Origin of the sequence: Veillonella sp. VA142 (genome assembly GCF_003992135.1) — a bacterium.
In the GTDB taxonomy this organism is placed as follows: domain Bacteria; phylum Bacillota; class Negativicutes; order Veillonellales; family Veillonellaceae; genus F0422.
Genome location: NZ_RQVN01000004.1, coordinates 77776 through 102693, shown reverse-complemented (window position 1 = coordinate 102693; position 24918 = coordinate 77776). Strand labels below are relative to the sequence as shown.

The 24918-nt window shown below is 39.3% G+C and carries 22 protein-coding genes and 1 tRNA gene; 18 read left to right on the top strand and 5 right to left on the bottom strand.

Features of this window, described 5'->3' with window-relative positions:
* Window positions 1–4: 4 nt before the first annotated feature.
* The 3 genes from EO117_RS03025 to EO117_RS03015 are packed head-to-tail and all read right to left on the bottom strand — an operon-like array spanning window position 5 to window position 3293.
* Window positions 5–763 (bottom strand): TIGR03943 family protein, encoded by a 759-nt coding sequence (locus EO117_RS03025; protein ID WP_164727475.1) that lies wholly within the window; start codon window positions 761–763, stop codon window positions 5–7.
* Window positions 760–2247, bottom strand: a complete 1488-nt coding sequence (locus EO117_RS03020) for a permease (RefSeq protein WP_126939033.1) — start codon at window positions 2245–2247, stop codon at window positions 760–762. Before EO117_RS03020 ends, EO117_RS03025 begins: the two co-directional genes overlap by 4 nt.
* 5 nt (window positions 2248–2252) lie before the next feature.
* Complete coding sequence (locus tag EO117_RS03015) at window positions 2253–3293, bottom strand: GTP-binding protein (protein ID WP_126939032.1); 1041 nt, start codon at window positions 3291–3293, stop codon at window positions 2253–2255.
* A 268-nt stretch (window positions 3294–3561) separates the two neighbouring features.
* On the opposite strand from EO117_RS03015, the gene EO117_RS03010 reads away from it, so the two are divergent.
* The 15 genes from EO117_RS03010 to eno all read left to right on the top strand — a co-directional run bounded on the left by EO117_RS03010 (window position 3562) and on the right by eno (window position 19304).
* Entirely contained in the window at window positions 3562–4047 is a 486-nt protein-coding gene (locus EO117_RS03010; RefSeq protein WP_126939031.1) for a ferritin, read from the top strand.
* 429 nt (window positions 4048–4476) lie between these two features.
* Entirely contained in the window at window positions 4477–4956 is a 480-nt protein-coding gene (locus tag EO117_RS03005; RefSeq protein WP_240632567.1) for a CtsR family transcriptional regulator, read from the top strand.
* 3 nt (window positions 4957–4959) lie between these two features.
* Window positions 4960–5478 (top strand): UvrB/UvrC motif-containing protein, encoded by a 519-nt coding sequence (locus tag EO117_RS03000; RefSeq protein WP_126939030.1) that lies wholly within the window; start codon window positions 4960–4962, stop codon window positions 5476–5478.
* A 9-nt stretch (window positions 5479–5487) separates the two neighbouring features.
* Window positions 5488–6561 (top strand): protein arginine kinase, encoded by a 1074-nt coding sequence (locus EO117_RS02995; RefSeq protein WP_126939029.1) that lies wholly within the window; start codon window positions 5488–5490, stop codon window positions 6559–6561.
* Window positions 6558–8978, top strand: coding sequence for an ATP-dependent Clp protease ATP-binding subunit (locus EO117_RS02990; protein WP_126939028.1), 2421 nt, complete (start codon window positions 6558–6560; stop codon window positions 8976–8978). Before EO117_RS02995 ends, EO117_RS02990 begins: the two co-directional genes overlap by 4 nt.
* Before the next feature lie 142 nt (window positions 8979–9120).
* Entirely contained in the window at window positions 9121–9945 is an 825-nt protein-coding gene (locus EO117_RS02985; protein WP_126939027.1) for a sirohydrochlorin cobaltochelatase, read from the top strand.
* A 165-nt stretch (window positions 9946–10110) separates the two neighbouring features.
* The gene (gene cobI, locus EO117_RS02980) at window positions 10111–10818 is read left to right on the top strand and encodes a precorrin-2 C(20)-methyltransferase (protein WP_126939026.1); all 708 of its coding nucleotides are present in this window, start codon (window positions 10111–10113) and stop codon (window positions 10816–10818) included.
* A 10-nt stretch (window positions 10819–10828) separates the two neighbouring features.
* The gene (locus EO117_RS02975) at window positions 10829–12205 is read left to right on the top strand and encodes a cobyrinate a,c-diamide synthase (protein ID WP_126939025.1); all 1377 of its coding nucleotides are present in this window, start codon (window positions 10829–10831) and stop codon (window positions 12203–12205) included.
* A gap of 113 nt (window positions 12206–12318) precedes the next feature.
* Window positions 12319–12402 (top strand) — tRNA-Leu (locus EO117_RS02970).
* A gap of 409 nt (window positions 12403–12811) precedes the next feature.
* Complete coding sequence (locus EO117_RS02965; protein WP_126939024.1) at window positions 12812–13249, top strand: hypothetical protein; 438 nt, start codon at window positions 12812–12814, stop codon at window positions 13247–13249.
* 200 nt (window positions 13250–13449) lie between these two features.
* Window positions 13450–14457 (top strand): type I glyceraldehyde-3-phosphate dehydrogenase, encoded by a 1008-nt coding sequence (gene gap / locus EO117_RS02960; protein WP_126939023.1) that lies wholly within the window; start codon window positions 13450–13452, stop codon window positions 14455–14457.
* A gap of 64 nt (window positions 14458–14521) precedes the next feature.
* The gene (gene pgk, locus EO117_RS02955; protein WP_126939022.1) at window positions 14522–15700 is read left to right on the top strand and encodes a phosphoglycerate kinase; all 1179 of its coding nucleotides are present in this window, start codon (window positions 14522–14524) and stop codon (window positions 15698–15700) included.
* A 6-nt stretch (window positions 15701–15706) separates the two neighbouring features.
* Complete coding sequence (tpiA, locus tag EO117_RS02950; RefSeq protein WP_371413070.1) at window positions 15707–16459, top strand: triose-phosphate isomerase; 753 nt, start codon at window positions 15707–15709, stop codon at window positions 16457–16459.
* A 19-nt stretch (window positions 16460–16478) separates the two neighbouring features.
* Window positions 16479–18005, top strand: coding sequence for a 2,3-bisphosphoglycerate-independent phosphoglycerate mutase (gene gpmI / locus EO117_RS02945; protein WP_126939020.1), 1527 nt, complete (start codon window positions 16479–16481; stop codon window positions 18003–18005).
* Window positions 18006–18017: 12 nt separating this feature from the next.
* Window positions 18018–19304: a phosphopyruvate hydratase gene (eno, locus tag EO117_RS02940; RefSeq protein ID WP_126939019.1), complete on the top strand. Its 1287-nt coding sequence runs from the start codon at window positions 18018–18020 to the stop codon at window positions 19302–19304.
* A 50-nt stretch (window positions 19305–19354) separates the two neighbouring features.
* On the opposite strand, the gene EO117_RS02935 is transcribed toward eno, so the two are convergent.
* Together EO117_RS02935 and EO117_RS02930 are read right to left on the bottom strand one after the other, a co-directional pair.
* Entirely contained in the window at window positions 19355–19705 is a 351-nt protein-coding gene (locus tag EO117_RS02935) for a type II toxin-antitoxin system RelE/ParE family toxin (protein ID WP_126939018.1), read from the bottom strand.
* Between the two features lie 2 nt (window positions 19706–19707).
* On the bottom strand, window positions 19708–19998 hold the full coding sequence (locus EO117_RS02930) for a type II toxin-antitoxin system RelB/DinJ family antitoxin (RefSeq protein ID WP_126938002.1): 291 nt from the start codon (window positions 19996–19998) through the stop codon (window positions 19708–19710).
* A gap of 237 nt (window positions 19999–20235) precedes the next feature.
* On the opposite strand from EO117_RS02930, the gene putP reads away from it, so the two are divergent.
* The 3 genes from putP (at window position 20236) to EO117_RS02915 (ending at window position 24918) form a co-directional block, all read left to right on the top strand.
* Window positions 20236–21666, top strand: a complete 1431-nt coding sequence (putP, locus tag EO117_RS02925) for a sodium/proline symporter PutP (RefSeq protein ID WP_240632568.1) — start codon at window positions 20236–20238, stop codon at window positions 21664–21666.
* Between the two features lie 453 nt (window positions 21667–22119).
* Complete coding sequence (gene recQ, locus EO117_RS02920; protein ID WP_126939016.1) at window positions 22120–23943, top strand: DNA helicase RecQ; 1824 nt, start codon at window positions 22120–22122, stop codon at window positions 23941–23943.
* A gap of 183 nt (window positions 23944–24126) precedes the next feature.
* Window positions 24127–24918, top strand: coding sequence for a thymidylate synthase (locus tag EO117_RS02915; RefSeq protein ID WP_126939015.1), 792 nt, complete (start codon window positions 24127–24129; stop codon window positions 24916–24918).

Sequence of the window (24918 nt, the reverse complement as noted above, 5' to 3'; positions counted from 1 at the left end):
TTATTTAGTTAGGGAAAATATATCCATCGATAGCATCTGCTTGTGTAATTTTGCTGTTTATGATGTATGGTTGTTCTACGCCGTGGAAGTTACGTGTGCTGATGGTTCCTTCCATGGTGTACCAACTATGTTCTAATAATGGCGTAGAAGAGGAATACTCAGTAGGCAATCCAAATGGGGACATATCTGCTACGCAACAAATCATTAAATCGCGAGCTAATACAAAGTCGTTTCCTTGTAATGCTTTGTCATGATAGGAAATGTACCCTGTAGCGGTTACCGTATATCCTTTATATTTCTCGATGTGATTAGATACTTTCAAAATTGTATCGTAGTAATTTTTAGATGTTAATGTAATGTGTCGATGAGTGTCATCAATACCATCGCCAATATTTTTGTAATCATTCGTTGGAACCGGTTCTTTGGTAATGGAAATGACTTGGTCCACCGGTTCTTCTGCTGGTAAAGCAAAGGCTTGGGCATGGAAGATAGATGGACTTAAGAGCAATGTACATAATCCGTAAAGGATAGCGTTTCGATACGAAGAACCATAGGCTCGACGGAACATATTTTTACTTGCCTTAATCGTGCTCCATAATAACAATAATGTTAAGGCCCATAGTAAAGCAATGATATAAGAATTAGGGGCAATTAAACGATAGATGGAGCCTGTTGTTAATAAATACAACAAAGATAGACTGCAACTAGCAGAGGCCACGATTTCTACCGCTGCGTGGATATTAATTGTAGGAATGTATTTCATAGTGCATAACCTCCTATGAACGAAAATAGGATACATATAATCGTTGTTCCCAGAATAATAGAAATACTATATACTTTCACAAAGGAATTTGGGAACAGATTACGTAACAAAACGTAGTTTTTAATGTCTAATAAAGGTCCAAAAATTAAAAATGCCAAAATTCCTGGTACAGGAATGACGTTCATAAAAGACCTAGCGATAATGGCATCTGCGGTAGAGCAGATGGATACGCAAAAGGCGAGGACCATCATACCCAAGATGATTAGAATGGAACCAGATAAGGATATATCTTGGAGCCACTGTTTAGGTAAAAATAATTGTAACCCACTACTTAGTATAGACCCAATTATAATAAAGGGCAATAGGCGTAAGGTTTCTTCTTGCAATCTTCCAAAAAATCCTACATCTTTTGATAGCGATTTTACTAAGGTTAATTGTTTCCATGGTGGGAATGCATCGGTACGACCGTAGATGCGGGGACCACAATATTGACTTACTAGAAAAGCTAATACAATTCCTAAGAGAGGTCTTCCCCAAAGTATCATAGGTTCTTTAGGAAATGCATAATAGGTGGAGAGTAGGACGATAGGATTGACCAAAGGGCTAATCATCGTGAAGAATAAACTTATCTTTGGAGCCATACCCTGACGTGTTAGACTACGTAAGATAGGAATTACTGCACAGTCACAAAGAGGCATAGTACATGCCATTATTATGGCTAGTATATAGGCAAAAATAGGGGAGCGATGTAAATATTTTTCGATACGATAGGGGGAGGCATATTGTTCCACTATGACAGAAATACCAGTCCCTAAGAGTAAGAAAGGGACCATCTGTAATAGGATGGCCGTTGTCATAGTCACCCAATTAGGCTGTACATAAAACATATACCCCAAGGCTAAGAGGATAGGAATTATAGCATATTGCTTCCATCTAGGTTTAGCAATTTGTATAGGTTTTACAAAGGGCCATTGTGTTACACTTTCACAGGCAATCCAAGTGCTATTAGGAGCTAACTCAGTATATTCAGTAGCTTTTTCTGCTGAGGTATTAGCAAGTATAATAGTATCGCTATAACGAATTTGTGAAAGAGGAATTTCTCCTAAATAAGGGAGCTGTGATGTAATCCAGTCTGGATGTGTTACATAATAGATATGTTTGATAGTTAACATATCACCTAAGGGAGAGCGGAGAAAAAGTTCTTCAAAAGTTTCTAAAGACCCCATTCCATTCCATTCAATCCAAAGTTCACGATACTGATGCTCTTTTAATACTTGTTGACATGCAGAGATAGTATTGCCATGATCATCATCGATGGAGAAGGTATGGACTCTGTCGTTGGAAAGAGAGGGACGTTCTATGCCCTGCTCAAATTGAAAGAGAAGAACATTTGATATTTTATGGCTTTCAATGCCAGTGGTGATGGTGCTAGTTTTTCCAGAGCCAAGAAAGCCCATCACTACATAGGTGGGAATAGTTTGCATACGTATTACATTGTTCCGTTAATAAAAGACTGCAATGCATCATTGTTTAAAGAGGGGCCAATGATGGTTAAATATGAATCATGTAATGTGGTAGGAGTAATCTCTAAACCACTGCCATTGTATTGCACCAAAGCTTGTCCTCCCGTGGAAAGGGGAATGCAACCTTTTAAGCGTAATATATGTCCTGTTGCATTTGTTTCGATGAGGGCTTTTAAATGATCTTGCCACTCATCGATTGTACGAGGTAAGGTACACTCTACAGTACATGTCAAGAAAGTATCTTTAGCCTGTGCATGATGCGCGATATGGTCATGATGAGAGATCTCAGGATGATTCCGTACCGTATGGTGCCCTGTATGATTTTCAATACTCTTACTAGGAGATACGGATGATATGGCTTGCTCTCGTGGGTACATTGAAATGTATTTTGAAAGTGTAATTTCGTTCCATGGCACAATGTAGATAGGTGCTGCTGGATTTAAACTACGTATAATTTCCAAGGTGTTTTGCAGAAGATTCCCATCTTCTTGATGGCTAATAAAAACTTGGCTAGAGTATGCAATTTGATCTTTGAAGAAAATACCAAAGTTTTTATAATACATAGGGGCTCTCATAGCATCAACTATAGATACACAACCAGTGAGTTCAATGCGTTTTGCAATCGATGAATCTTTGCAAATAGCTAGGATATCCGATAATTGGCTTACTCCGGATGGTTCAATAATAATATAATCTACATCTTGGGTATCTAAAATATCTATTAAAGCTCTGCGAAAATCTCCAGCTAAGCTACAACAAATGCACCCAGATGTAAGCTCACGAACGGTATATCCTTTTTCTCGAAGAATGGCTCCATCTAAATTGACTTGGCCAAAATCATTCTCTAAAATTAAAACTCTTGTTGGATCTGGTAATTCTTGTATGAGTTGCTGAATAAATGTTGTCTTTCCTGCCCCTAAGAAACCAGAGACAATATATATTTTTACTTTATGAGAACTGAGATTTTGTTTCGCTCGGGTAAAAGCGCGACTAATTAGACTCATCATATATCTCACCTCCAATGTGTATAATATTATATAATGAAAGTTCTTGCATAGATAGTATACTCTCTTTCATAGAGATATGCATGAATGATTGAGCATTTCAGTCCATATAATATATAGTCCTTCTCAAAATCTAAAAATAATGATAAAAAATCGAAAAAAATAGAAAAAGAAGATTGATTTATTTCGATTAGTCTGTTATAATGAAATCACGATATGAGAAGATATCGATTTTATTTAGTTTATATAAGTATATATGAGGTATAAAAACATGAATCAAAAAGTAGCACAAGCTCTTAACGAACAAGTAATTTTCGAATTTAATGCAGCATCCACATATTTAGCACTTTCCTTAGCTATGGCTGATGCTAACTTCAAAGGTTTCTCTGCATGGTTACGTGCACAATACCAAGAAGAAGTAACTCATGCTTTCAAATTCATTGATTACTTACAAAGTAACAATGAAAAAGTAACTTTAGGTGATGTAAAAAATACTGCATCTGCATTGACAAATCCTTTAGAAGTAGCAAAAGCTGTATTAGCTCATGAACAAATGATTACTGGCAAAATCCACGACTTATATGCATTAGCATTAGAAGAAAAAGATTATGCAACAGTATCTTTCTTAAACTGGTTCGTAGAAGAACAAGTGGAAGAAGAAGCAAATGCAACTGACTTAGTAGATCAATTCACATTTGCACAAGATAGCCGTTCTGCACAGTTATTCTTGGACTCCAAATTAGGCAGCCGTCAATAATTGATACACTCACTCTTACAGTGAAGTGGGAACTTCATATCAAACCTAACACATATAAAACACACAAACACACAAACACACAAACACACAAACCTAACACATAACACATAAACACAAATTGATATTTGTAAGAGTGATGTTGTTTGCTAGAATATATTATAGGTAGCTTTTCTATTAGAAAGGCTACCTATTTCTGCTTTAAAAATCAATGTTGGAGCTACATATATGAGTAATTCCAATATTTTTTACTAATAAAGTCAAAAAGTCAAAAAAGTAATTGACAAAGGTCAAAAAGTCAGATATACTTTACCCATAGAAAAGAACAAAAAGTCAAATATTGATGAGTATATTCATTGTCATAGAATGTTGTTAAAAGAGTTATAGCCTAATGGTAGTGAATAGAACATTATATAAAAAGAAAGAGGTTGTATGATGAGTGTTTTAGCAGATAAGATTGAACAATTTATACTGACGAAGTTACTAGAAGAACAGGAAGGTATTACAGTGAGGAGAAATGAACTAGCTGAGGTATTAGATTGTGCTCCTTCACAAATTAGCTATGTATTAAGTACGCGCTTTTCCAATGACAGAGGATTTATTGTTCAATCCAGACGAGGACTAGGAGGATCTATCACGATTACTAGAGTTATGGAACCAGTAAGGAGACAGGTCTTGATTCCCTTAGGAAAAACTAAAAAGCGCAATGAAGAGGAACCTGTTATTACAATTGGTCACATTGACCAAGTATTATTCCAACATATGAAAGAAGCACGTATTACAAAGCGTGAAGCAGCTATGTTACATGAAGCATTTGTTAGAATTTTACAAGATGTACCAGTAGAACGTAGAAAGGAAGCAGCAGAACGTTTTTATCAAGCTATTATGAACATTGTGAATGAGGAGGTGTAGGAGATGAAATGTGATTCTTGTGGTAAAGAGAATGCCAATATTCATATGACATCTATTGTAAATGGAGTGAAAGAAGAGCATCATTATTGTCAACAGTGTGCAAATCAAAAGGAGCAGGGGAAGGAATCTATGTTTTCCTCTATGTTTGATGATACATTTTTCAATAATCAATTTTTTGCCAATGTTATGTATCCTCAAAGTGCACTAGGGAACAGCAAAGTAAGTACTTGTCCACAGTGCGGAATGACTATATCAGCTTTTAATCATCAAGGTCGATTAGGTTGTGATGGGTGCTACGAGGCTTTTCAGACGCATTTAGTTCCATTAATTAAGCGGATTCAAGGATCTACTTCTTATGAAGGCCGCATTCCTCAGCGCGGGGCAGCAGATTTGAAAGTAGAGCAAACTATTAAACAATTGCGAAATGAGCTAATTCAGGCGGTAAAACAAGAGCAGTTTGAAAAAGCTGCACAAATTCGTGACAAAATTAAGTCTTTGGAACAGTCTAAAGAATCGATGTAAGGAGGGTCTATGTTACATACTATTTTAGATGAGGCGTTGTCACCTTGGATGAAAGAAAGCGACTTAGATCATCGTATTGTATTATCAAGTCGTATTCGATTAGCAAGAAATTTTAAGGGTATACCTTTTACGAATCGAGGAGATATCAGTGATTTGACCAAAGTTGATGGGTATATGCGGTCTATGATTACCCCCTTGCAAACAGTTTATGGAAAAAGCTTTTCAAAAATTAACTTGGAATCGTTAAGTGCTGTTGAACGAGATGTATTGGTAGAAAAGCACCTAATTTCTCCTAATTTGGCTACTCCGAGTTCAGGACGAAGCGTCATCATTTCTGAAGATTCTCGTATTTCCATTATGGTGAACGAAGAAGATCATTTGCGTATTCAGTCGATGGAATTGGGACTACAATTAGAAAAAGCTTATGAACGAGCCATAGCCATCGATGATGTGATAGAAAGTAAATATGACTATGCGTTTTCAAAAGAGTTTGGGTATTTAACAGCCTGTCCTACTAATGTAGGAACAGGAATGAGAGCATCTGTGATGGTCCATGTACCAGCTTTATCAATGACAGGGAAACTACAACGTATTATCCGTAGTATTATTCGCATGGGGTATTCTGTGCGTGGGTTATATGGTGAAGGATCTGAGGGGTTAGGCCATGTATATCAAATCTCAAATCAGCAAACTATGGGAATTAGTGAGCAGGCGACAATTGAACAGCTTTCACAGATTATTCAAGGTGTAGTAAAAGAGGAAGAAAAAGCTAGAGCCGAATTGTGGACAACAGACAAAGAAGGTATAGAAGATAAGGTATGGAGGTCCTATGGTATCTTAACACATGCACGCCGTATTTCGGGAGAAGAAGCCTTGGCTTTGTTGAGTGATGTGCAGTTAGGCATAGATATGAAATTAATAGATGTGACGATGAACTTTCATGAAATGCTAGTCATAACAAGACCAAATTTCCTAGCTAAATTAGTAGGGAAAGAGTCGATGGGTACGCAAGAACGTGATAGTCAACGGGCACAAGTGATACGAGATACCTTGTTACGAGGTTTAAAAGGAGGAAAATCATGATAGAAAGATACACAGAAGGGGCAAAACGGGCCTTAGCCATTGCCCAAGAAAAAGCAATTGAATATAAACATAATTATGTAGGAACTGAACATTTGTTATTAGGTCTTGTAGAAGAAGAAAAATCAGTGTCTGCCCGTGCTTTGAAAGCCTTAGGCATAGAAGGCAAGGCGTTGGAACAAGAAGTGATTCATGCAGTTGGTAAAGGTACACATAGTGGTGGACAATTACAAATGACACCTCGTACGAAACATGTATTAGATTTAGCGCAACAAGCAGCCAATAGCCGTGGACATAACTACATTGGTACAGAGCACATTTTATTGGGCCTACTGTATGATGGTGGCGGCGTAGCTATGCAATTATTGGCGGCGAAAGGGATTCGTCCTGAAGATGTAGTAGAAAAAGTAAATGCTATTGTAGGGGGAGAAGAACAAAGTTCTAATCAAACAGCAGCTAGTGATTTAGGTGAAATTTCTGATTATGCTACAGATCTTAATGAAAGTGCAAAACAAGGGAAAATTGACCCAGTGATAGGGCGTGATACAGAAATTCAAAGAGTGATACAAATTTTAAGTCGCCGGACAAAAAATAATCCTGTGCTCATTGGTGAGCCAGGTGTTGGCAAAACGGCTATTGCTGAAGGATTAGCACAGCGTATAGTCAGTGGAGATGTGCCAGATGTATTACGAGATAAACGGATTATCTCTGTAAGTTTAAGCTCCATGTTAGCAGGAGCGAAATATCGTGGTGAATTTGAAGAACGCTTAAAAAAAGTAATGGATGAAGTGCAAAATCATGAGGATATGATAGTATTCATTGACGAAATTCATACTTTGATTGGAGCAGGTGCTACAGAAGGGGCCATGGATGCAGCGAATATCCTAAAACCAGCTTTAGCTCGTGGTAATTTCCAAGTGATTGGTGCTACTACTTTAGATGAATATAAGAAACATATTGAAAAAGACGCTGCCCTAGAACGTCGTTTCCAACCTGTACAAGTAGGTGAACCAAGTGAAGAAGATGCCTTATCTATTTTGAAGGGTTTACGTGATCGCTACGAAGCATTCCATAAGGTACAAATTACTGATGAAGCCTTGGCAGCAGCAGTACATTTATCTAGCCGGTATATTGCAGATCGATTCTTGCCAGATAAGGCCATTGATGTGATGGATGAGGCGGCCTCTAAAATCCGTATGGCTGTGTTTACAGCGACTCCGGATGTAAAAGCATTAGAAGATGAACTGGTGCAAGTACAAAAAGAAAAAGAAGCAGCTGTAACAGCCCAAGACTTTGAACGAGCAGCTACACTTCGTGATAAAGAAAAAGAATTAGAGTCTGATATCGCATCAAAACAAGAAGATAGCAAAAAAGATAGCGAATCCAAGTTAGTGGTTACAGAGTCTGAAATTGCTGCAGTAGTATCTGAATGGAGTGGTATTCCTGTTTCACGTGTGGCGGAGGAAGAATCGGAACGGTTGCTACGATTGGAAGAAGAGTTACACCAACGTGTCATCGGTCAAGATGAAGCGGTGATAGCTGTATCAAAAGCTGTTCGTCGTGCTAGAGCTGGATTAAAAGATCCTAAACGCCCTATTGGTTCCTTCTTATTCTTAGGCCCTACTGGGGTTGGTAAAACAGAACTAGCTAGATCTTTAGCATCCAATTTATTTGGTGATGAAAATGCCATGATTCGTATCGACATGTCAGAGTATATGGAAAAACATGCGGTGAGCCGTTTAGTGGGAGCGCCTCCGGGCTATGTTGGATATGATGAAGGGGGTCAATTAACTGAGGCTGTTCGTCGTCGTCCATATAGTGTGGTTCTCTTTGATGAAGTAGAAAAGGCACATCCAGATTTCTTTAATATGTTATTGCAAGTGTTGGATGATGGACGATTAACAGATAACCAAGGTCGTACAGTCGATTTCAGAAATACCGTGATTATTATGACAAGTAACTTAGGAGCGAAGTACCTTAAAGAAGATACAGCAGCTATGGGATTTTTAGCCGCTAAAGGGGAACAAGAAAGCGGAAAAGATACAGAGTCTATGAAAAAAGATGTGCTCCAAGCTGTGAAGGCTCATTTCCGTCCAGAGTTTTTGAATCGGATTGATGAAATGATTGTGTTCCACGCTCTAGAAACAAAGCAATTACAAAGTATTGTGCGTATTCTGCTACAGTCTGTGACAACACGATTACATGAACAAGGTATGGAATTAGAAGTATCTGATGAAGCTATGGAGAAAATCGTAGCAGAAGGAACAGACTTTGCTATGGGAGCAAGACCATTGAAACGAGCCATCCAACGGTTGGTAGAAGATCCAATTTCTGATGCAATCTTAGAAGGAAAAGCGTCAGAAGGTAAAACAATTCATGTGGTAGTAGAACAGGATGATATTGCGATTACCGTGAAGTAATAAAAGAAACGAGCTATACCCAGTTGTTATGTAAGCGACTGGGTATAGCTTTTTTATAATGACTTATATTTATTTTACAGAACTCTATTTTTTTTATACACTATAAGCAAAGTATATTCTTAATTTAAAGGTGAGGTACAATATGAAAGAGATTATATTAGTCACATCTTTTGGCTCTACTGTGGATAGTGCTAGAGAAAATCAAATTTTTCCAGTAGTAGATGCCATTCGTAAAGCTAATCCGAATCATGAAGTTCGTGTAGCTTTCACATCACGGATTGTTATTAAAAGATTAAAAGAGAGAAATATTGTATTCCAAAATGAAATTGAGACTATGGAATCGATTGTGGCAGAAGGGTATGAACGTATTATTGTACAGCCTACACATTTAGTTGGTGGTGCAGAGTTTGATAAACTTCGCAAAAATATTATGGCTTTCCAAGGGCAAGGTTCTGTACAGGAAATCGTATTTGGTAGACCTCTTTTGTATTTTATGGGACAAGAAGAGGAAGTGCCAGACGATTATCAAATTTTGATTAATCGCTTTATCAAGGTTTTAAATATTCCTACAACAGAAGAGTTATTCTTAGTAGGTCATGGTGGGTTTAATGTAGGAAATGCATCTTACGCAGTACTACAATTAAAATTACAGTATGAAGGTTTCCGCAATACATCAGTTGCTACCTTGGAAAATTTCCCGACGCCTGCAGATGTTTTACAACAATGGAAACAAGAAGGTCATGAACGCAAAAGAGTGCATTTACATCCTTTATTATTAGTTTGTGGTGACCATGCATTAAATGATTTATTTGGAGAAGAAGAGGAGAGTTTACTTTCTGAATTAACAGTAGCAGGCTATGAAGTGGTATCCTATGAAAAAGGCCTTGGAGAATACAAAGAAATTCAAGATATTTATTTGAATCATTTGGCAGATGCTATGCAAGGATTATATCAAAAACGATTTTGAAGTTATAAATCATATATATCGATGGTTATGCGATTTTTAACATGAGCAATCACTGAGTCGTATCGTATACATTCGTTGTAAGTCATGATATACTAAATGGGTTAAAGTGGTTTGGAATTAGTGATTCTTACTAATTCAATATTGATAGATAAAAGAGGTGTCCTAATGAAAGGTAAATTATATGGTATTGGTGTAGGTCCGGGAGACTCTGAGTTGATGACTGTAAAGGCTGCTCGTATTGTGGGAGAAGCAGATGCCATCATTACGCCGAAAACGGAAAAGAAAGATGGATCTGTAGCATTACATATTGCAGAACCATATATTCAAGAACATACAGAAATCGTACCTGTTGTATTTCCAATGGTATTAGATAATAATGAACAATCTAAAGGCTGGGAAGAAGCACGTCAAATCATTACTGGCTTACTAGAGCAAGGAAAAAAAGTGGCATTCTTAACATTGGGAGATCCGATGTTCTACAGTACATATATGTATGTATATCGTTTAGTAGAAGCTGCTGGATTTGAGATTGAAACTATTCCTGGTGTTACTGCATTCTGTGCTATTGGATCCCACTTGGGGTACCCAATCGTAGAGAAGGAAGAAGTGTTGGCGATTATTCCAGCCACAGCACCAAAAGAAAAAATTGATGCTGTACTTGCTGTAGCTGATGATGCGGTTATCATGAAGGTATATAGAAACTTTGCTGAAGTACAAGAAACGCTTCGCAAACATGATATGGCAGAAGAAGCTGTGATGATTTCTCGTGTTGGTCTACCAGAAGAAGAAGTCTATGGCAATGTAGATGCATTACCATCTGATACAAAATTAAACTATTTATCTACAATTTTGGCGAAACGTAAAGATCGCTAAGAGGTATGTTATGAACACTGTACAACGACCAAGAATTGTCATAGCAGGCACCAACTCAGGTGTCGGAAAAACAACCATTGTAGCAGGGCTTTTGGCGGCTTTGACAGAGCAGGGCAAAGCGGTACAGGCATTTAAAGTAGGCCCGGACTATATTGATCCGGGCTTTCATAAAATTGCTAGCCGACGAGAATGTTACAATTTAGATACCTGGCTTGTGCCACCACATAAATTGATTCCTTTTTTTGCTGGACAAGCAGAAACAGCAGATATTTCCATTATAGAAGGCGTGATGGGCCTTTATGATGGGGGACGTGAAGGTGTTAGTTCCACGGCGCAAGTAGCCAAAGATTTAAATGCACCAGTGGTATTAGTGATCGATTGTAAGGCTATGGGAGAAAGCGCAGCAGCCATTGCTAAAGGCTTTCGGGATTATGATCCAGAGATACAATTTGGTGGGGTTATTTTGAATCGATTAGGATCGGATAATCATGAACATATGATACGGACGGCAATGAAGAAATTAGGAATCCCTGTACTAGGTGCCATCCGTCGCGATGAACGGATGCAATCACCAGAACGTCATTTAGGATTAACACCAGTGACAGAAATTGATCCCACAGAGGCTATTGCGACCATTCGTGAGGCTGTAAAAGTAATGGTGAATTTGGATGCATTAGTAGAATTGGCGAAAAGTGCATCTGACTTATCTGTAGAAGATGTTGAAACTGCAGAAACCATAGATAAACGAGCGCGTATTGGCATCGCCATGGATGAAGCCTTTTCCTTCTATTATCCAGCTAGCTTAGCAGCCTTAGAAGCGGAAGGTGCAGAATTACATTATTTTAGCCCCCTACAAGATCAAGCTTTACCAGAAGTTGATGGTGTCTTTTTTGGAGGCGGATTCCCGGAAATGTTTTTGTCTCAATTAGGGCAAAATGAATCTATGAAAGATAGTATTCGCAAGGCCAGTGAGAAAGGGATGCCAATCTATGCAGAATGCGGTGGTCTCATGTATATGACAGAAGCAGTGACTGATTTTGAGGGAAATACCTACTCTATGGTAGGGCTTGTACCAGCTACCTGTGAAATGCAACAAAGCTTACAACGGGTAGGTTATGTAAGTGCCACTATGCTGGAGCCAAGTATTTTAGGATCTGTGAAAGATACGTTACGTGGACATGAGTTTCATTTTTCTACTATGACACCTACACAAAGCCCGTTTCCGTGGGCGTTTGAGCTAGTTGGAGGACGTAAACCTAAGGCGTATCAAGGTGGATATGCACATAAAAATATTTTAGCCTCCTATTTACATATTAATTTCTCTGGCAGTGAAGTGGCTGCAAAAGCTTTTGTTGATTCATGTGAGAGCTATAGTCAACGTAACTAGTAAAAATAGAATAATATTAAAATGTAATTCTTATTTGCATTTTAGGTATAGTGTAAAAAGTGGAAAAAGATTGACATTTTTTTTGCCTCTGTGTATACTTATATCGTTGACGAGCCGGAGTGGCGGAATGGCAGACGCACTTGACTCAAAATCAAGCGGGTAACACCGTGTGGGTTCAAGTCCCACCTCCGGCACCAACGATTAGCAGATACTGTGAAAACAGTATCTGCTTTTTTGTTGCTTTTTGATAGATAGTTTTATTTAATGAGTAAGGATAGGATTATAGTGAATAAGAAGTAATTAGCCATGGATGCGTTGTAAGAATTAGCCATCAATAGCTTTAAATAAGAGTTGTTATGATTATTTTATATAGCTTTCATGATGAAAAATAATTGACGAATTGTAGAAAATTATATATGATAAATGCAAATCAAGGTGATAATAAATCCCAAAAAAGTGTGATATAGGATAAAGATATTACTAGGAAGTCCTAGAGAGAAAAGTGTGAATACATAGCATAAAGAAAGGGGTGACCTATGTCAGAGGGTAAAAAACTTGTGCAAGAACGTATGGATTTACTAAAAGTAGCATATGAGGGAGAAAGCTATGAACGAATACAGTTATACGTTAGACAAGACGGGTTTTTATAAAATCCTTTTTAGTACGTCTTTGACAGTAGCCAAAGAACAATTGCATAGTAGGTTAACGCCGAAAAAATTAGAAGGGGCTGTAGATTACATGTGCATGCTCTGTACCTGCATGAATTTAGCGATTAATCAGAATCAACTAGAACGTACAAATTTTAATGATGGAATTGTGGAAGAATACGTAAGTTTAGTGGATTTAATTATTAGTAATGAAGGGAGTATTAATTATATAAAAGCTGCTAAAATTGATGAACTATTTATTAAATCAGCTGAGTTGGTACGAGCACTATTGCAAGGAGGAGTATTAGCGGAACAGTTGCAAGAGTTGCAACGAACTTATCATTGTTGGTATATGAAACAACGGGTATATAGTTCTCAAAAGAGGGTGCTGCATTAATAAAGTATAGATACATATATAATCACTAAAGTTGAAAATTTGTAGTACATACAATAGAGGAAAGCTGATAGAGGTATATCAGTTTTCCTCTATTGTTATCTATTACGTCAACTACAAAAAACTTGCACCAACTACAATAGTCTTGTAAAATAGAATTATAACAACTCATGTAGTATAAGAAATTTTAGGAGGAATTGATTATGGCAGTGAAGATTGGTATTAATGGCTTTGGTCGTATTGGTAAATGTGTAATGCGCGCCGCTCTTAACAATCCAGATGTGGAAGTAGTAGCTATTAATGATACTGGCGATATTGAAGGTTCTGCTTTACTGTTCAAGCATGACTCTATTCACGGCAATTTAAGCTGTGATGTGACAATAGATGGTGATTACTTAGTAGTAGATGGCAAAAAAACGCGTGTATTCTGTGACCGTGATCCAGCGAATATTGATTGGTCCTCTGAAGGTGTAGAGGTTGTGATTGAATGTACTGGCGTGTTCCGTTCTCGTGAAAAAGCAGCGGCTCATCTTGGTGGTACTGTTAAAAAAGTAATTATTTCTGCACCTGGTAAAGATGAAGATAAAACGATTGTTATGGGTGTGAATGAAAGTGAATACGATCCAGCTACGCATCATGTTGTATCTAATGCAAGCTGTACTACAAACTGTTTAGCTCCGTTCGCAAAAGTATTGCATCAAGAGTTCGGCATTAAACGTGGTATGATGACAACAGTTCATTCTTACACTAATGACCAACGTGTATTAGATGCACCACATAAAGACTTACGTCGTGCTCGTGCAGCAGCAATGTCTATTATTCCTACTACAACAGGAGCAGCAAAAGCAGTGGCTTTAGTATTACCTGAATTAAAAGGTAAATTAAATGGCTTTGCTCTTCGTGTACCGACACCAAATGTATCTGTTACAGACTTAGTAGTAGAACTTGAAAAAGAGGCAACTAAAGAAAACATCAATGCGGCATTCCGTAAAGCAGCTGAAGGTGAGTTGAAAGGTATTCTTGGAGTATCTGATTTGCCATTAGTGTCCAAAGACTTCAATGGTGATGCGCGTAGTTCTATCGTAGATGCAGACTTGACAATGGTGATGGAAGGCAATATGGCAAAAGTAGTAGCTTGGTATGACAATGAGTGGGGCTATTCCTCTCGTATTGTTGACCTAGCTGTGTACATGAGCAAACGAGGCTTATAATCTGCCGGGGACTACGAGAGTAGTCCCTTTTTGGCATGTTTGTTGGATATACATAGGAGATAGTATGAAACTTTCACTAGCAAATATGAATGTAGAAAATAAAACTGTTTTTGTACGAGTTGATTTTAATGTACCTTTGAAAGAAGGTGTTATCACTGATGATACACGGATTCGTGCCACATTGCCAACATTGCGTCATTTGATTGACCAAGGTTCCAAAGTTGTCATTGCCTCTCATTTAGGACGCCCAAAAGGAGAACGTAAACCAAAGTTTACCTTAGCTCCTTGCGCCAAGCGATTGAGTGAACTCTTAGAACAACCAGTTCGCTTTGTAGAGGATTGCATCGGCGATATCCCTGCACAAGCGGTCAGTGAAATGAAGTCCGGTGATGTGGTAGTATTGGAAAATCTTCGATTCTACAAAGAAGAAGAGAAAAATGATCCTACCTTTGCAAAAGCATTAGCTGACTTAGCAGAAGTGGGCGTTAATGATGCCTTCGGCGTATCTCACCGTGCCCATGCATCCGTGGAAGGGATTACGAAATATTTACCAATGGGAGCTGGGTTCTTGTTAGAAAAAGAAATTCGCTATGTTGGCGGTGCAGTAGAACATCCAGAACACCCATTTGCAGCCATCATAGGTGGTGCAAAGGTAAGTGATAAAATTGAAGTCATTTCTAATTTGTTGCCAAAAGTAGAAGTGTTAATTATTGGCGGTGGTATGGCGAATACTTTTGTGGCAGCCCAAGGTCATAATATAGGGACATCTTTGGTGGAGGCTGACAAATTTGAGCTGGCTCGTGAATTAATCAATCGTGCGAAAGAAACAAATACTAATTTATTGTTACCAGTAGATTTCGTAGTGGCTGACGCTTTCAGTGAAACTGCTAATCATAAAGTGGTGGATGCGACAGCTATTGAAGATGGTTGGATGGCGTTAGATATTGGTCCGAAGAGCCGTGAGTTATTTGCTGAAGCTTTGGCATCGATGAAAATGATCGTTTGGAATGGTCCTATGGGCGTATTCGAAATGGAAGCCTTCGCTAGCGGTACGAATGCGGTAGCAAAAGCGGTGGCAGAGGCGAGTGCAACTACTATCGTGGGTGGCGGAGATTCTGTAGCAGCTATTGAAAAAAGCGGTTTAAGTCATAAAATTTCGCATATTTCCACTGGTGGCGGTGCATCCTTAGAATATTTAGAAGGCAAAGTACTACCAGGTATTGCAGCCTTACAAGAAGCGTAGGAGGTTATCATGCGACAACCGATCATTGCAGGAAACTGGAAAATGCATATGACGAATACGGAAGCTACCGTATTCGTAGAACAATTAAAAACTTTAGTTACTGATGCTAGTTGTGAAGTCGTGGTATGTCCACCTTTTACAGCTATTAGCACAGTGACTGATTTAGCAGAAGATACCAAGATTCGTGTAGGAGCACAAAATGTTTCCCACGAAGAATCTGGCGCCTATACAGGGGAAGTATCTCCGGCGATGTTGACAGATTTAGGCGTATCTTACGTGATTGTAGGCCATTCCGAGCGCCGCTCTATTTTTAAAGAAGCTGATCGCTGTGTGAATAAACGTGTGCGTATTGTTTTACAACATGGTATGAGCCCTATTCTTTGTGTGGGTGAAAGTTTAAACCAACGTGAAAGCGGAGAAACGGTAGCTTTCATTCATTCCCAATTAGAAATGGGGTTACATGGAGTACCCGCAGAAGAGATGACAGAAGTGGTGATTGCCTACGAACCAATTTGGGCCATTGGCACAGGACGTACGGCGACAGCTGAACAAGCGGGGGAGGTATGTCAAAGCATTCGCGAGAAAATCGCTGCTATGTATACCCCTGAGATTGCAGAACAAATACGTATTCTCTATGGTGGTAGTGTAAAACCGGAGAATGCGAAAGATATTTTAGCACAAGCCCATGTAGATGGTGCGTTAGTGGGCGGTGCTTCCTTGAAAGCAGAATCTTTTACTGGAATTATTAAAGCGTGTTAATATTAGTTTGAGGTAGATTATGGCAAAATTAAAAGGACCAGTGATGCTAACGATCCTTGATGGGTTCGGTATTGGGGATGGTCAAGACCCAACAAATGCTGTGGTACAAGCAAATCCCCAAACATTTTTAGAACTATGGGATACATGTCCTCACACCTTATTAGAAGCGTCTGGTATGGCGGTGGGTTTGCCTGATGGACAGATGGGAAACTCTGAGGTGGGCCATTTGAACATTGGTGCAGGACGTATTGTGTACCAAGAGTTGACGCGAATTACGAAAGAAGCGAAGGAAGGGACCTTATTCACTCGTCCCACTTTGGTGAAAGCCTATGAAGAAGGGGCTAAACAAGCTTTACATTTAGTGGGATTGTTATCGGATGGGGGCGTTCACTCTCATGTTGACCATTTGAAAGCCTTACTTCGTGGCGCTAAGGATGCCGGTGTGGGAACTGTATATATCCATGCCTTCTTAGATGGTCGTGATGTACCGCCGCAAAGTGCGTTGGCCTATATTGATGATATCGCTTTATACTGCAAGGCATTGGGTTTAGGCTCCATTGCTACTGTAGGTGGCCGTTATTACGGCATGGACCGTGATCAACGTTGGGAGCGTGTACAACTAGCGTATAATGCCATAGTCTGTGGTAGTGGTACATCAGTCGCTTGTGCCCATGAAGCGGTGGAACGCAGTTATGCAGAGGAAACGACAGATGAATTTCTCATTCCATCCGTGGCGGAAGGGTACAAAGGTATGCAAGATGGCGATGCGATCTTGTTCTTTAACTTCCGTCCTGACCGAGCTCGTCAATTGGTACGTGCTGTGGTAGACCCTAAATTCACTGGATTTGAACGAAAATATGTATTGCAAGGTTCCTATGTGGCGAGTATGACACGCTATGAAGCGGACTTGCCAGTACCTGTGGTGTATGATAAAGAGCTTTTAACAGATACCTTAGGAGAAGTATTATCCAAGGGCGGTTACCGTCAATTGCGCATTGCAGAAACAGAGAAATATGCTCATGTGACATATTTCTTTAATGGTGGCAAGGAAGATGTGTTCCCTGGGGAAGATAGAGTCTTAGTGCCATCTCCGAAGGTTGCTACCTATGATTTGCAACCAGAAATGAGTGCCCCAGAGGTAACAGAAAAGGTTGTGGCCGCTATTCGTAGTGGTAAGTATGATATGATTATCTTGAACTATGCAAACCCAGATATGGTGGGCCATACGGGTGATTTCGAAGCCGCAAAACAGGCGATTTTGGCTGTAGATGCAGGGCTTTCAAAAATCGTGAAAGCTATTCAAGATATGAATGGACAATTGTTGATTACAGCAGACCATGGAAATTCTGAGGTCATGATGGACCATACCACAGAAATTCCACACACAGCGCATACCACGAATCCGGTGCCACTTATTTTAGTGGGTGCTCCAGAGGGTGTGACCTTGCGACCAGGTCGGTTATGTGATTTGGCACCAACCATGTTGGCATTAGGTGGTATAGAACAACCTGAAGCTATGAGTGGTGAAAGTTTGTTAGTACAATAAGGAGAAGTAACAATGGCAGTAATTACTGATGTATACGCAAGAGAGATTATGGATTCCCGTGGCAATCCAACAGTAGAAGTAGAAGTGTATTTAGAAGACGGCACGATCGGTCGTGCAGCAGTTCCATCTGGCGCATCCACTGGTCAATTTGAAGCGGTAGAATTACGCGATAGCGAGTCTCCACGTTACTTGGGTAAAGGTGTATTACAGGCGGTAGCAAATGTGAACGATATCATTGGACCTGCTATTTTAGGCTTTGATGCGTCTGAGCAAGTGGCCATTGACCGTATTATGATTGAATTGGATGGCACTCCTAATAAAGCAAAATTAGGTGCCAACGCTATTTTAGGTGTATCTATGGCAGTAGCTCGTGCAGCGGCTGAATCTTATGATTTACCATTGTTTCAATACCTTGGTGGTACAAATGCAAAAGAATTGCCAGTGCCAATGATGAACATTTTGAATGGTGGAGCCCATGCAGATAATAACGTGGATATCCAAGAGTTCATGATTATGCCAATTGGGGCTACTAGCTTTATGGAAGCATTGCGCTATTGTGCAGAAATATATCATACATTGAAATCTGTATTGAAAGCAAAAGGCTTGGCTACTGGTGTAGGTGACGAAGGTGGGTTTGCTCCTAATTTAGGATCCAATGAAGAGGCTTTACAAGTGATTACGGAAGCTGTTGAAAAAGCAGGTCTTGTAGTGGGTAAAGATATTGTATTTGCTATCGATGCGGCATCTTCTGAGTTCTACAAAGATGGTAAGTATCACTTAGCTGGTGAAGGCAAAGTGAAAACAGCTGCTGAAATGGTAGAATACTATGCAGAACTTTGCGAAAAATATCCAATCTACTCCATCGAAGATGGGTTAGCAGAAGAAGATTGGGAAGGCTGGAAATTATTGACAGATCGCCTTGGCAAAACTGTTCAATTAGTAGGTGACGATTTATTCGTAACCAATACAGAACGCTTGTCTCGTGGTATCAAAGAGAATACAGCAAATGCAATCTTGATCAAAGTGAACCAAATTGGTACATTGACAGAAACATTTGATGCTATTGAAATGGCAAAACGTGCAGGCTATACAGCAGTTATCTCTCACCGCTCTGGTGAAACAGAGGACTCCACAATTGCTGATATCGCAGTAGCAGTGAATGCTGGTCAAATCAAAACTGGTGCTCCGGCTCGTTCTGAACGCGTAGCGAAATACAACCAATTAGTTCGAATTGAAGACATGTTGGCAGAAACAGCACAATACCGTGGTAGCGATGTGTTTTATAACATCAAACGATAAGAATATGTGAATATGAAAAAGGACCCCTCGGGGTCCTTTTTGCATAAAGTCTATATGTATTTTCCGTATACTGCTGAAAGTTCCTGTAGAAACAAGCTATAATTAGGAGCCTGACGTTGGTTTAATACGGCAAGAATGGTAACTGTATGATGTATTTCGTTGATACTATAATAAATGTCATATTTCTCGAAAGAATAGATATGGTATACATTTTTGGTGTACTTAGATACACTTAGAATACGATATCGATGCGGTAGATATGACAAACTCTCTATAGCTTTATAAATTTTTTGCGAAGTGTATTTAGCTGTTTCTATTGAGAAAGATTCAGCTATGTAGCAATAGATATTTAATAAATTGTATTCCGCAAATGCTGAAAGCTGTATATCATAGGTTTCCATAATTATTCTCCTAGTAAAGTAGTGAAAAATTCCTTAGCAGAACGTCCATGACCCTTGTTTGTTTCTTCGACTCCACGAGATAAAATATCTTCTAATTCTGAAGGACTAAAGTCAGCTGTACTAAGAGGTGGTGTATTTAACTTTAGATCAAAAGGTAATCCTTTATGTAGGATAATTTGCCGATAAAACAAATCAATAGCAACAGCGCGACTTAGTCCAAGGTCTTCTAAAATAGCTTCAGCATGTTGTTTGATATTTTCATTAATTCGGACATTAACACTAGCAGATTTCATGAGGCTCTCCTTTCAGTTTACTATGTTAGTTAAATTATAAACAATTGTATTGCAACATGCAACATATAATAATAAAATAAAGTAGTAACGAGAAGATATTTTTATGATATAATAAAACAGATTAATGCTGAATGCATTCTATAGAATTTTAAGTAAAGCTGAAAGGATTAGGAAAGGAGGAGTAGGGTGTACAACAATTTTGAAGTGATTGGGGCATTTGCATTGTATCTAGGCCTCATGATGTACATCGGGGTATATTATTACCGCAAGTCTAATAGCTTAGACGACTATATTTTAGGAGGTCGCCAGCTGGGCCCTTGGATCACGTCCATGAGTGCAGAAGCATCTGATATGAGCGGATGGATGTTGATGGGTTTACCTGGATTTGCCTACTCAACAGGGATATCGGCGTTATGGATTGCCATTGGTTTAGCATTGGGAACGTGGTTAAACTGGGTGTTTGTATCGAAACGATTGCGCAACTATACAGAGGTAGCGAACAACAGTTTGACCATACCGGATTACTTGAAAAACCGTTTTCATGATACATCAAGAATTGTGCCGGTAGTCTCTGCTATCTTTATCGTTATTTTCTTTTTAATTTACACATCCTCAGGATTCGTAGCAGGTGGTAAGTTATTTAATACTATCTTTGGATTAGATTATATGACCTCTCTATTTATTACAGCAGGCGTAGTTATTTTCTACACCTTCCTAGGTGGTTTCCTAGCTGTAAGTTGGACAGACTGTATCCAAGGGATGATGATGTTCTTTGCCATCTTGCTAGTGCCTGTGACGGCAGCCATGTATTTAGGTGGTCCTGTGGAAACGGCGCAGTTAATTGCTACGGAGTTCCCTGCTGGCTTGTCCATTTGGGGGCCGGAACAAGATACTTTCACCTTGGTGGTGGGTATCATTTCTAGCCTAGGATGGGGTCTTGGTTACTTCGGTCAACCGCATATCTTAGTACGTTTTATGGCAATTTCCGATGCGAAAGAGTTGAAAAAAGCAACGAACATTGCCATGATTTGGGTGGTTATCTCCTTGTTGGCTGCGGTGGCAGTGGGTCTTGTTGGTAAAGTATACTTAACAACACCGTTAGTAGATGCTGATGCAGAAACAGTATTTCTTGTGATGAGTGAAAGTCTCTTTAGCCCGTTCATTGCTGGTTTAATTTGGTCTGCTGTATTGGCGGCTATCATGAGTACAGCTTCCGCGCAATTGTTGGTGACCGCCTCTTCTGTGTCTCAAGATTTATATCGTAATGTATTTGCTCGTGATGCAAGGGATCGTGAGCTTGTCATGGTTAGCCGTGCTACGGTATTGATTGTATCTGCCATTGCCATTGTGATGGCAGTGAATCCACAAAGCTACATCTTGACGATGGTTGCCTATGCATGGGCTGGGTTCGGCGCTGCGTTCGGTCCAGCTATCTTAATCTCTTTGATTTGGAAACGCATGACTCTAAAAGGTTGTATCGCAGGTATCTTAGTGGGTGGCATTACCGTTCTTGTATGGAAACAATTTGGTTGGTTCGGCTTGTATGAAATCGTACCGGGCTTCATCTTGTCTACCATTGCTATCTTCGTAGTTAGTTTATTAGACCATGATCCAAGTAAAAAAATCCAAGCGGAGTTCGACGCATCAGAGCAAATGCATATTTTATAATTACATATACCTAGTAAATGAAATGTTGGGGCTACTCCTTTGGGAGTGGTGCCAACATTTTTTTGTAGAATATACTTAGGGATGAGGCGAGCATAAAGCATATATTTAGTAATCACTGGGGCTGTAAGAATTAGTATATCTTTCCTACGAATGTGTATGGACACGATTATAAATCCTAGTAGGTCTTGTTAGGAAGTTATAACGTGCGGTAAGGAAGGTACTGTCTTAAGGGGAATGTGTAACAAGATAGGTATGTCTGCTAGTTCATGACGAAAGAAATTATTACACTAAGGGAATAGTATAAAAAACTGTAAGGTGCATATAACGATATAGGCAATGACTATGGAAAAGAAAGGAGAGTTCTTGTCGGAATAGTTTATAGGTATCTATAAAAATGGTATAATAAATAGATACAATTAGATGAATGAGTGCATTAGAAAGGAGGAAAGACATATGGATGCTAGAGCTTTACGAGCATTGCAACATTTTTATGGATATTCCAGTTTTCGCCCTGCTCAAGAGGTACCGGTGACAGCTTTGTTAGAGAACCAAGATGTGTTAGGAATCATGCCTACGGGAGCAGGTAAATCGATTTGCTTTCAGATTCCTGCTATGCTAAAGGCAGGAATTACCATTGTCTTTTCTCCATTGATTTCCTTGATGCAGGATCAAGTGGATACTTTGAAAGAGCAAGGCATGCCAGCAGCGTATATGAATAGTACGCTCAGTCGAGAAGAACAAAATAAAATTCTGTATTATTTACGTGAAGGGCGGATTAAATTATTATACTTGGCGCCGGAAAAATTAGAATCTGAAGGGTTCTGCGAGTTTTTAAGAGGACTACCAATTAGCCAAGTGATTATTGATGAAGCTCATTGTGTGTCACAATGGGGGCATGATTTTAGGCCTTCTTTCACGGCTATAGGACCTTTTATTAAGAGCTTGCCCCATAGACCTGTGGTAGGGGCTTTCACAGCCAGCGCTACGGAAGAAGTTGAGCGTGATATGAAACAGCTCTTAGGATTGGAGAATGCGCGTGTGCATATTACGGGATTTGATCGTCCTAATTTAGCGTTTTCTGTGATTCACGAAAGCAAGCGTATGGAATATGTACGGGATTATGTGCTACACAATCCAAATGATGTGGGGATTGTCTATTGTGCCACTAGGGCGAATGTGGAAAAGGTATATCGTGAGCTTTTGCGATACGGCGTGAAAGCAGGCTATTACCATGGTGGCTTATCTGATGAAGAGCGTAAGTACCAACAGAATCGTTACGCCTTCGATGAAGTACAAGTTATGGTAGCCACCAATGCTTTTGGCATGGGCATCGATAAAAGTAATGTGCGATATGTAATCCATTATCAAATGCCACGAAATATGGAAAGTTATTACCAGGAGGCAGGCCGTGCTGGACGGGATGGAGCTGATGCAGATTGTATTTTGCTCTACAATGGGCAAGATGTGGCAGTGCATCAATATATTCTAAGTCAAAGTGACTTGCCACCAGAACGACAACGGATTGAGCGGAATATGCTACAAACTATGATCGATTATTGTCATACTCCTTTGTGTCTGCGTAAATTTATGTTGTCTTATTTTGGAGAGCAAGTGCCTTGGGATCAATGTCATCATTGCAGTACTTGTGATGAACCACGAGTAGCTGTGGATGTAACAGCCGAGGCGGGTGCCGTATTGCAGACGATTTGGAATACAGAAGAACGATATGGAGTGACCATGATTGCAGATATCCTATGTGGGAATCGGACGGAGCGCATTGAGAAGTTTCGCTTACACCGATTATCCGTATTTGGTAAATTAAATCGTTGGGCAGATAAAGATGTAAAAGGCTTTATTAAGCGCTTAATGGCGATGGGGTATATTACCTCTTCGGGAGGACAATATCCTATTCTGTCCGTTACGGAACAGGGACATGAAGTATTAGCTGGACGTGTAACGGTAAAAGATGTACCCATCGAAGTAGGAGAGCATCGACCATTACAAAAGCGTGGGAAATCTAGTGTAGCCGGCGTGGCGAAAGCTACTAAAGAAAACTCCTTATTTGAGGCATTACGTGTGCATCGCTTGGAACTTTCAAAAACAGAAGGGGTAAAACCGTTCATGATCTTTTCTGATGCTACGTTATTGGATATGGTAGCAAAAGAACCATTGACTTTAGGAGATATGGCGAATGTGAAAGGTGTGGGCGATATGAAACTATGCAAATACGGCAATGAATTTTTGAAAGTTATTGCTGAGTTTAAGGGTAGAATATAGCTAGAGGTGGAAATGTAGAAGTTAATTTAGATAACACTGTAGAAATCAATACACCTGTTACTGTGATTATTAATATATATATTCCTATAAATTTAAAGACAGATATAGATATAAATACTGATGCAAATACAAATAATATATACTGATACAGTTTAGAGTATTTTGGCATACAAGGAGGCATAGATGAGTTTAGCAGATACGCAATATTTACGAATTATAGAAAATATATTAGATCATGGATATTATGCCAACAATCGTACAGGCATTGCGACCTATAAATTACCGCATCAAGTGATGCAATTCAATTTAGCTGAGGAATTTCCTATTTTAACCACGAAATTTGTAGCTTTCAAAACGGCCATTAAAGAATTACTTTGGATTTGGCAGATGCAATCTAATGATGTGCGCCAGTTGCAGGCCATGAATGTAAAAGTTTGGGATGAATGGATGCGTGAGGATGGCACAATCGGCAAGGCCTATGGTTACCAAATTGCAAAGTATAAGCAATTGGACAATTTGTTAGATATGCTGAAAAACGATCCGCAAAGCCGTCGTATGATTGTGACCTTGTGGAATATTGAGGATTTACCAGATATGGCCTTGCAGCCATGTGCTTATGAAACATTATGGGATGTCACTGATGGTCGTTTAAACTGTATGCTTGTCCAACGCAGTGGAGATATGGGATTAGGTGTGCCTTTTAATACGGCTCAATATGCCGCATTAGTGCATATGATTGCCCAAGTATCTGGATTACAGCCAGGGCAATTCACGCATGTTATCAATAATGCGCATATCTATGAAAACCATGTAGAAGCCTTACGCACACAATTAGAGCGTAAGAATGAAGCCTTAGAGGCTCCGGTGTTACAATTAAACCCAGATGTTAAGAATTTCTATGATTTCAAACCAGAAGATATTACGTTAGAAGGTTATGAGCATTTAGGGAAACTATCTATGACCGTGGCTGTGTAA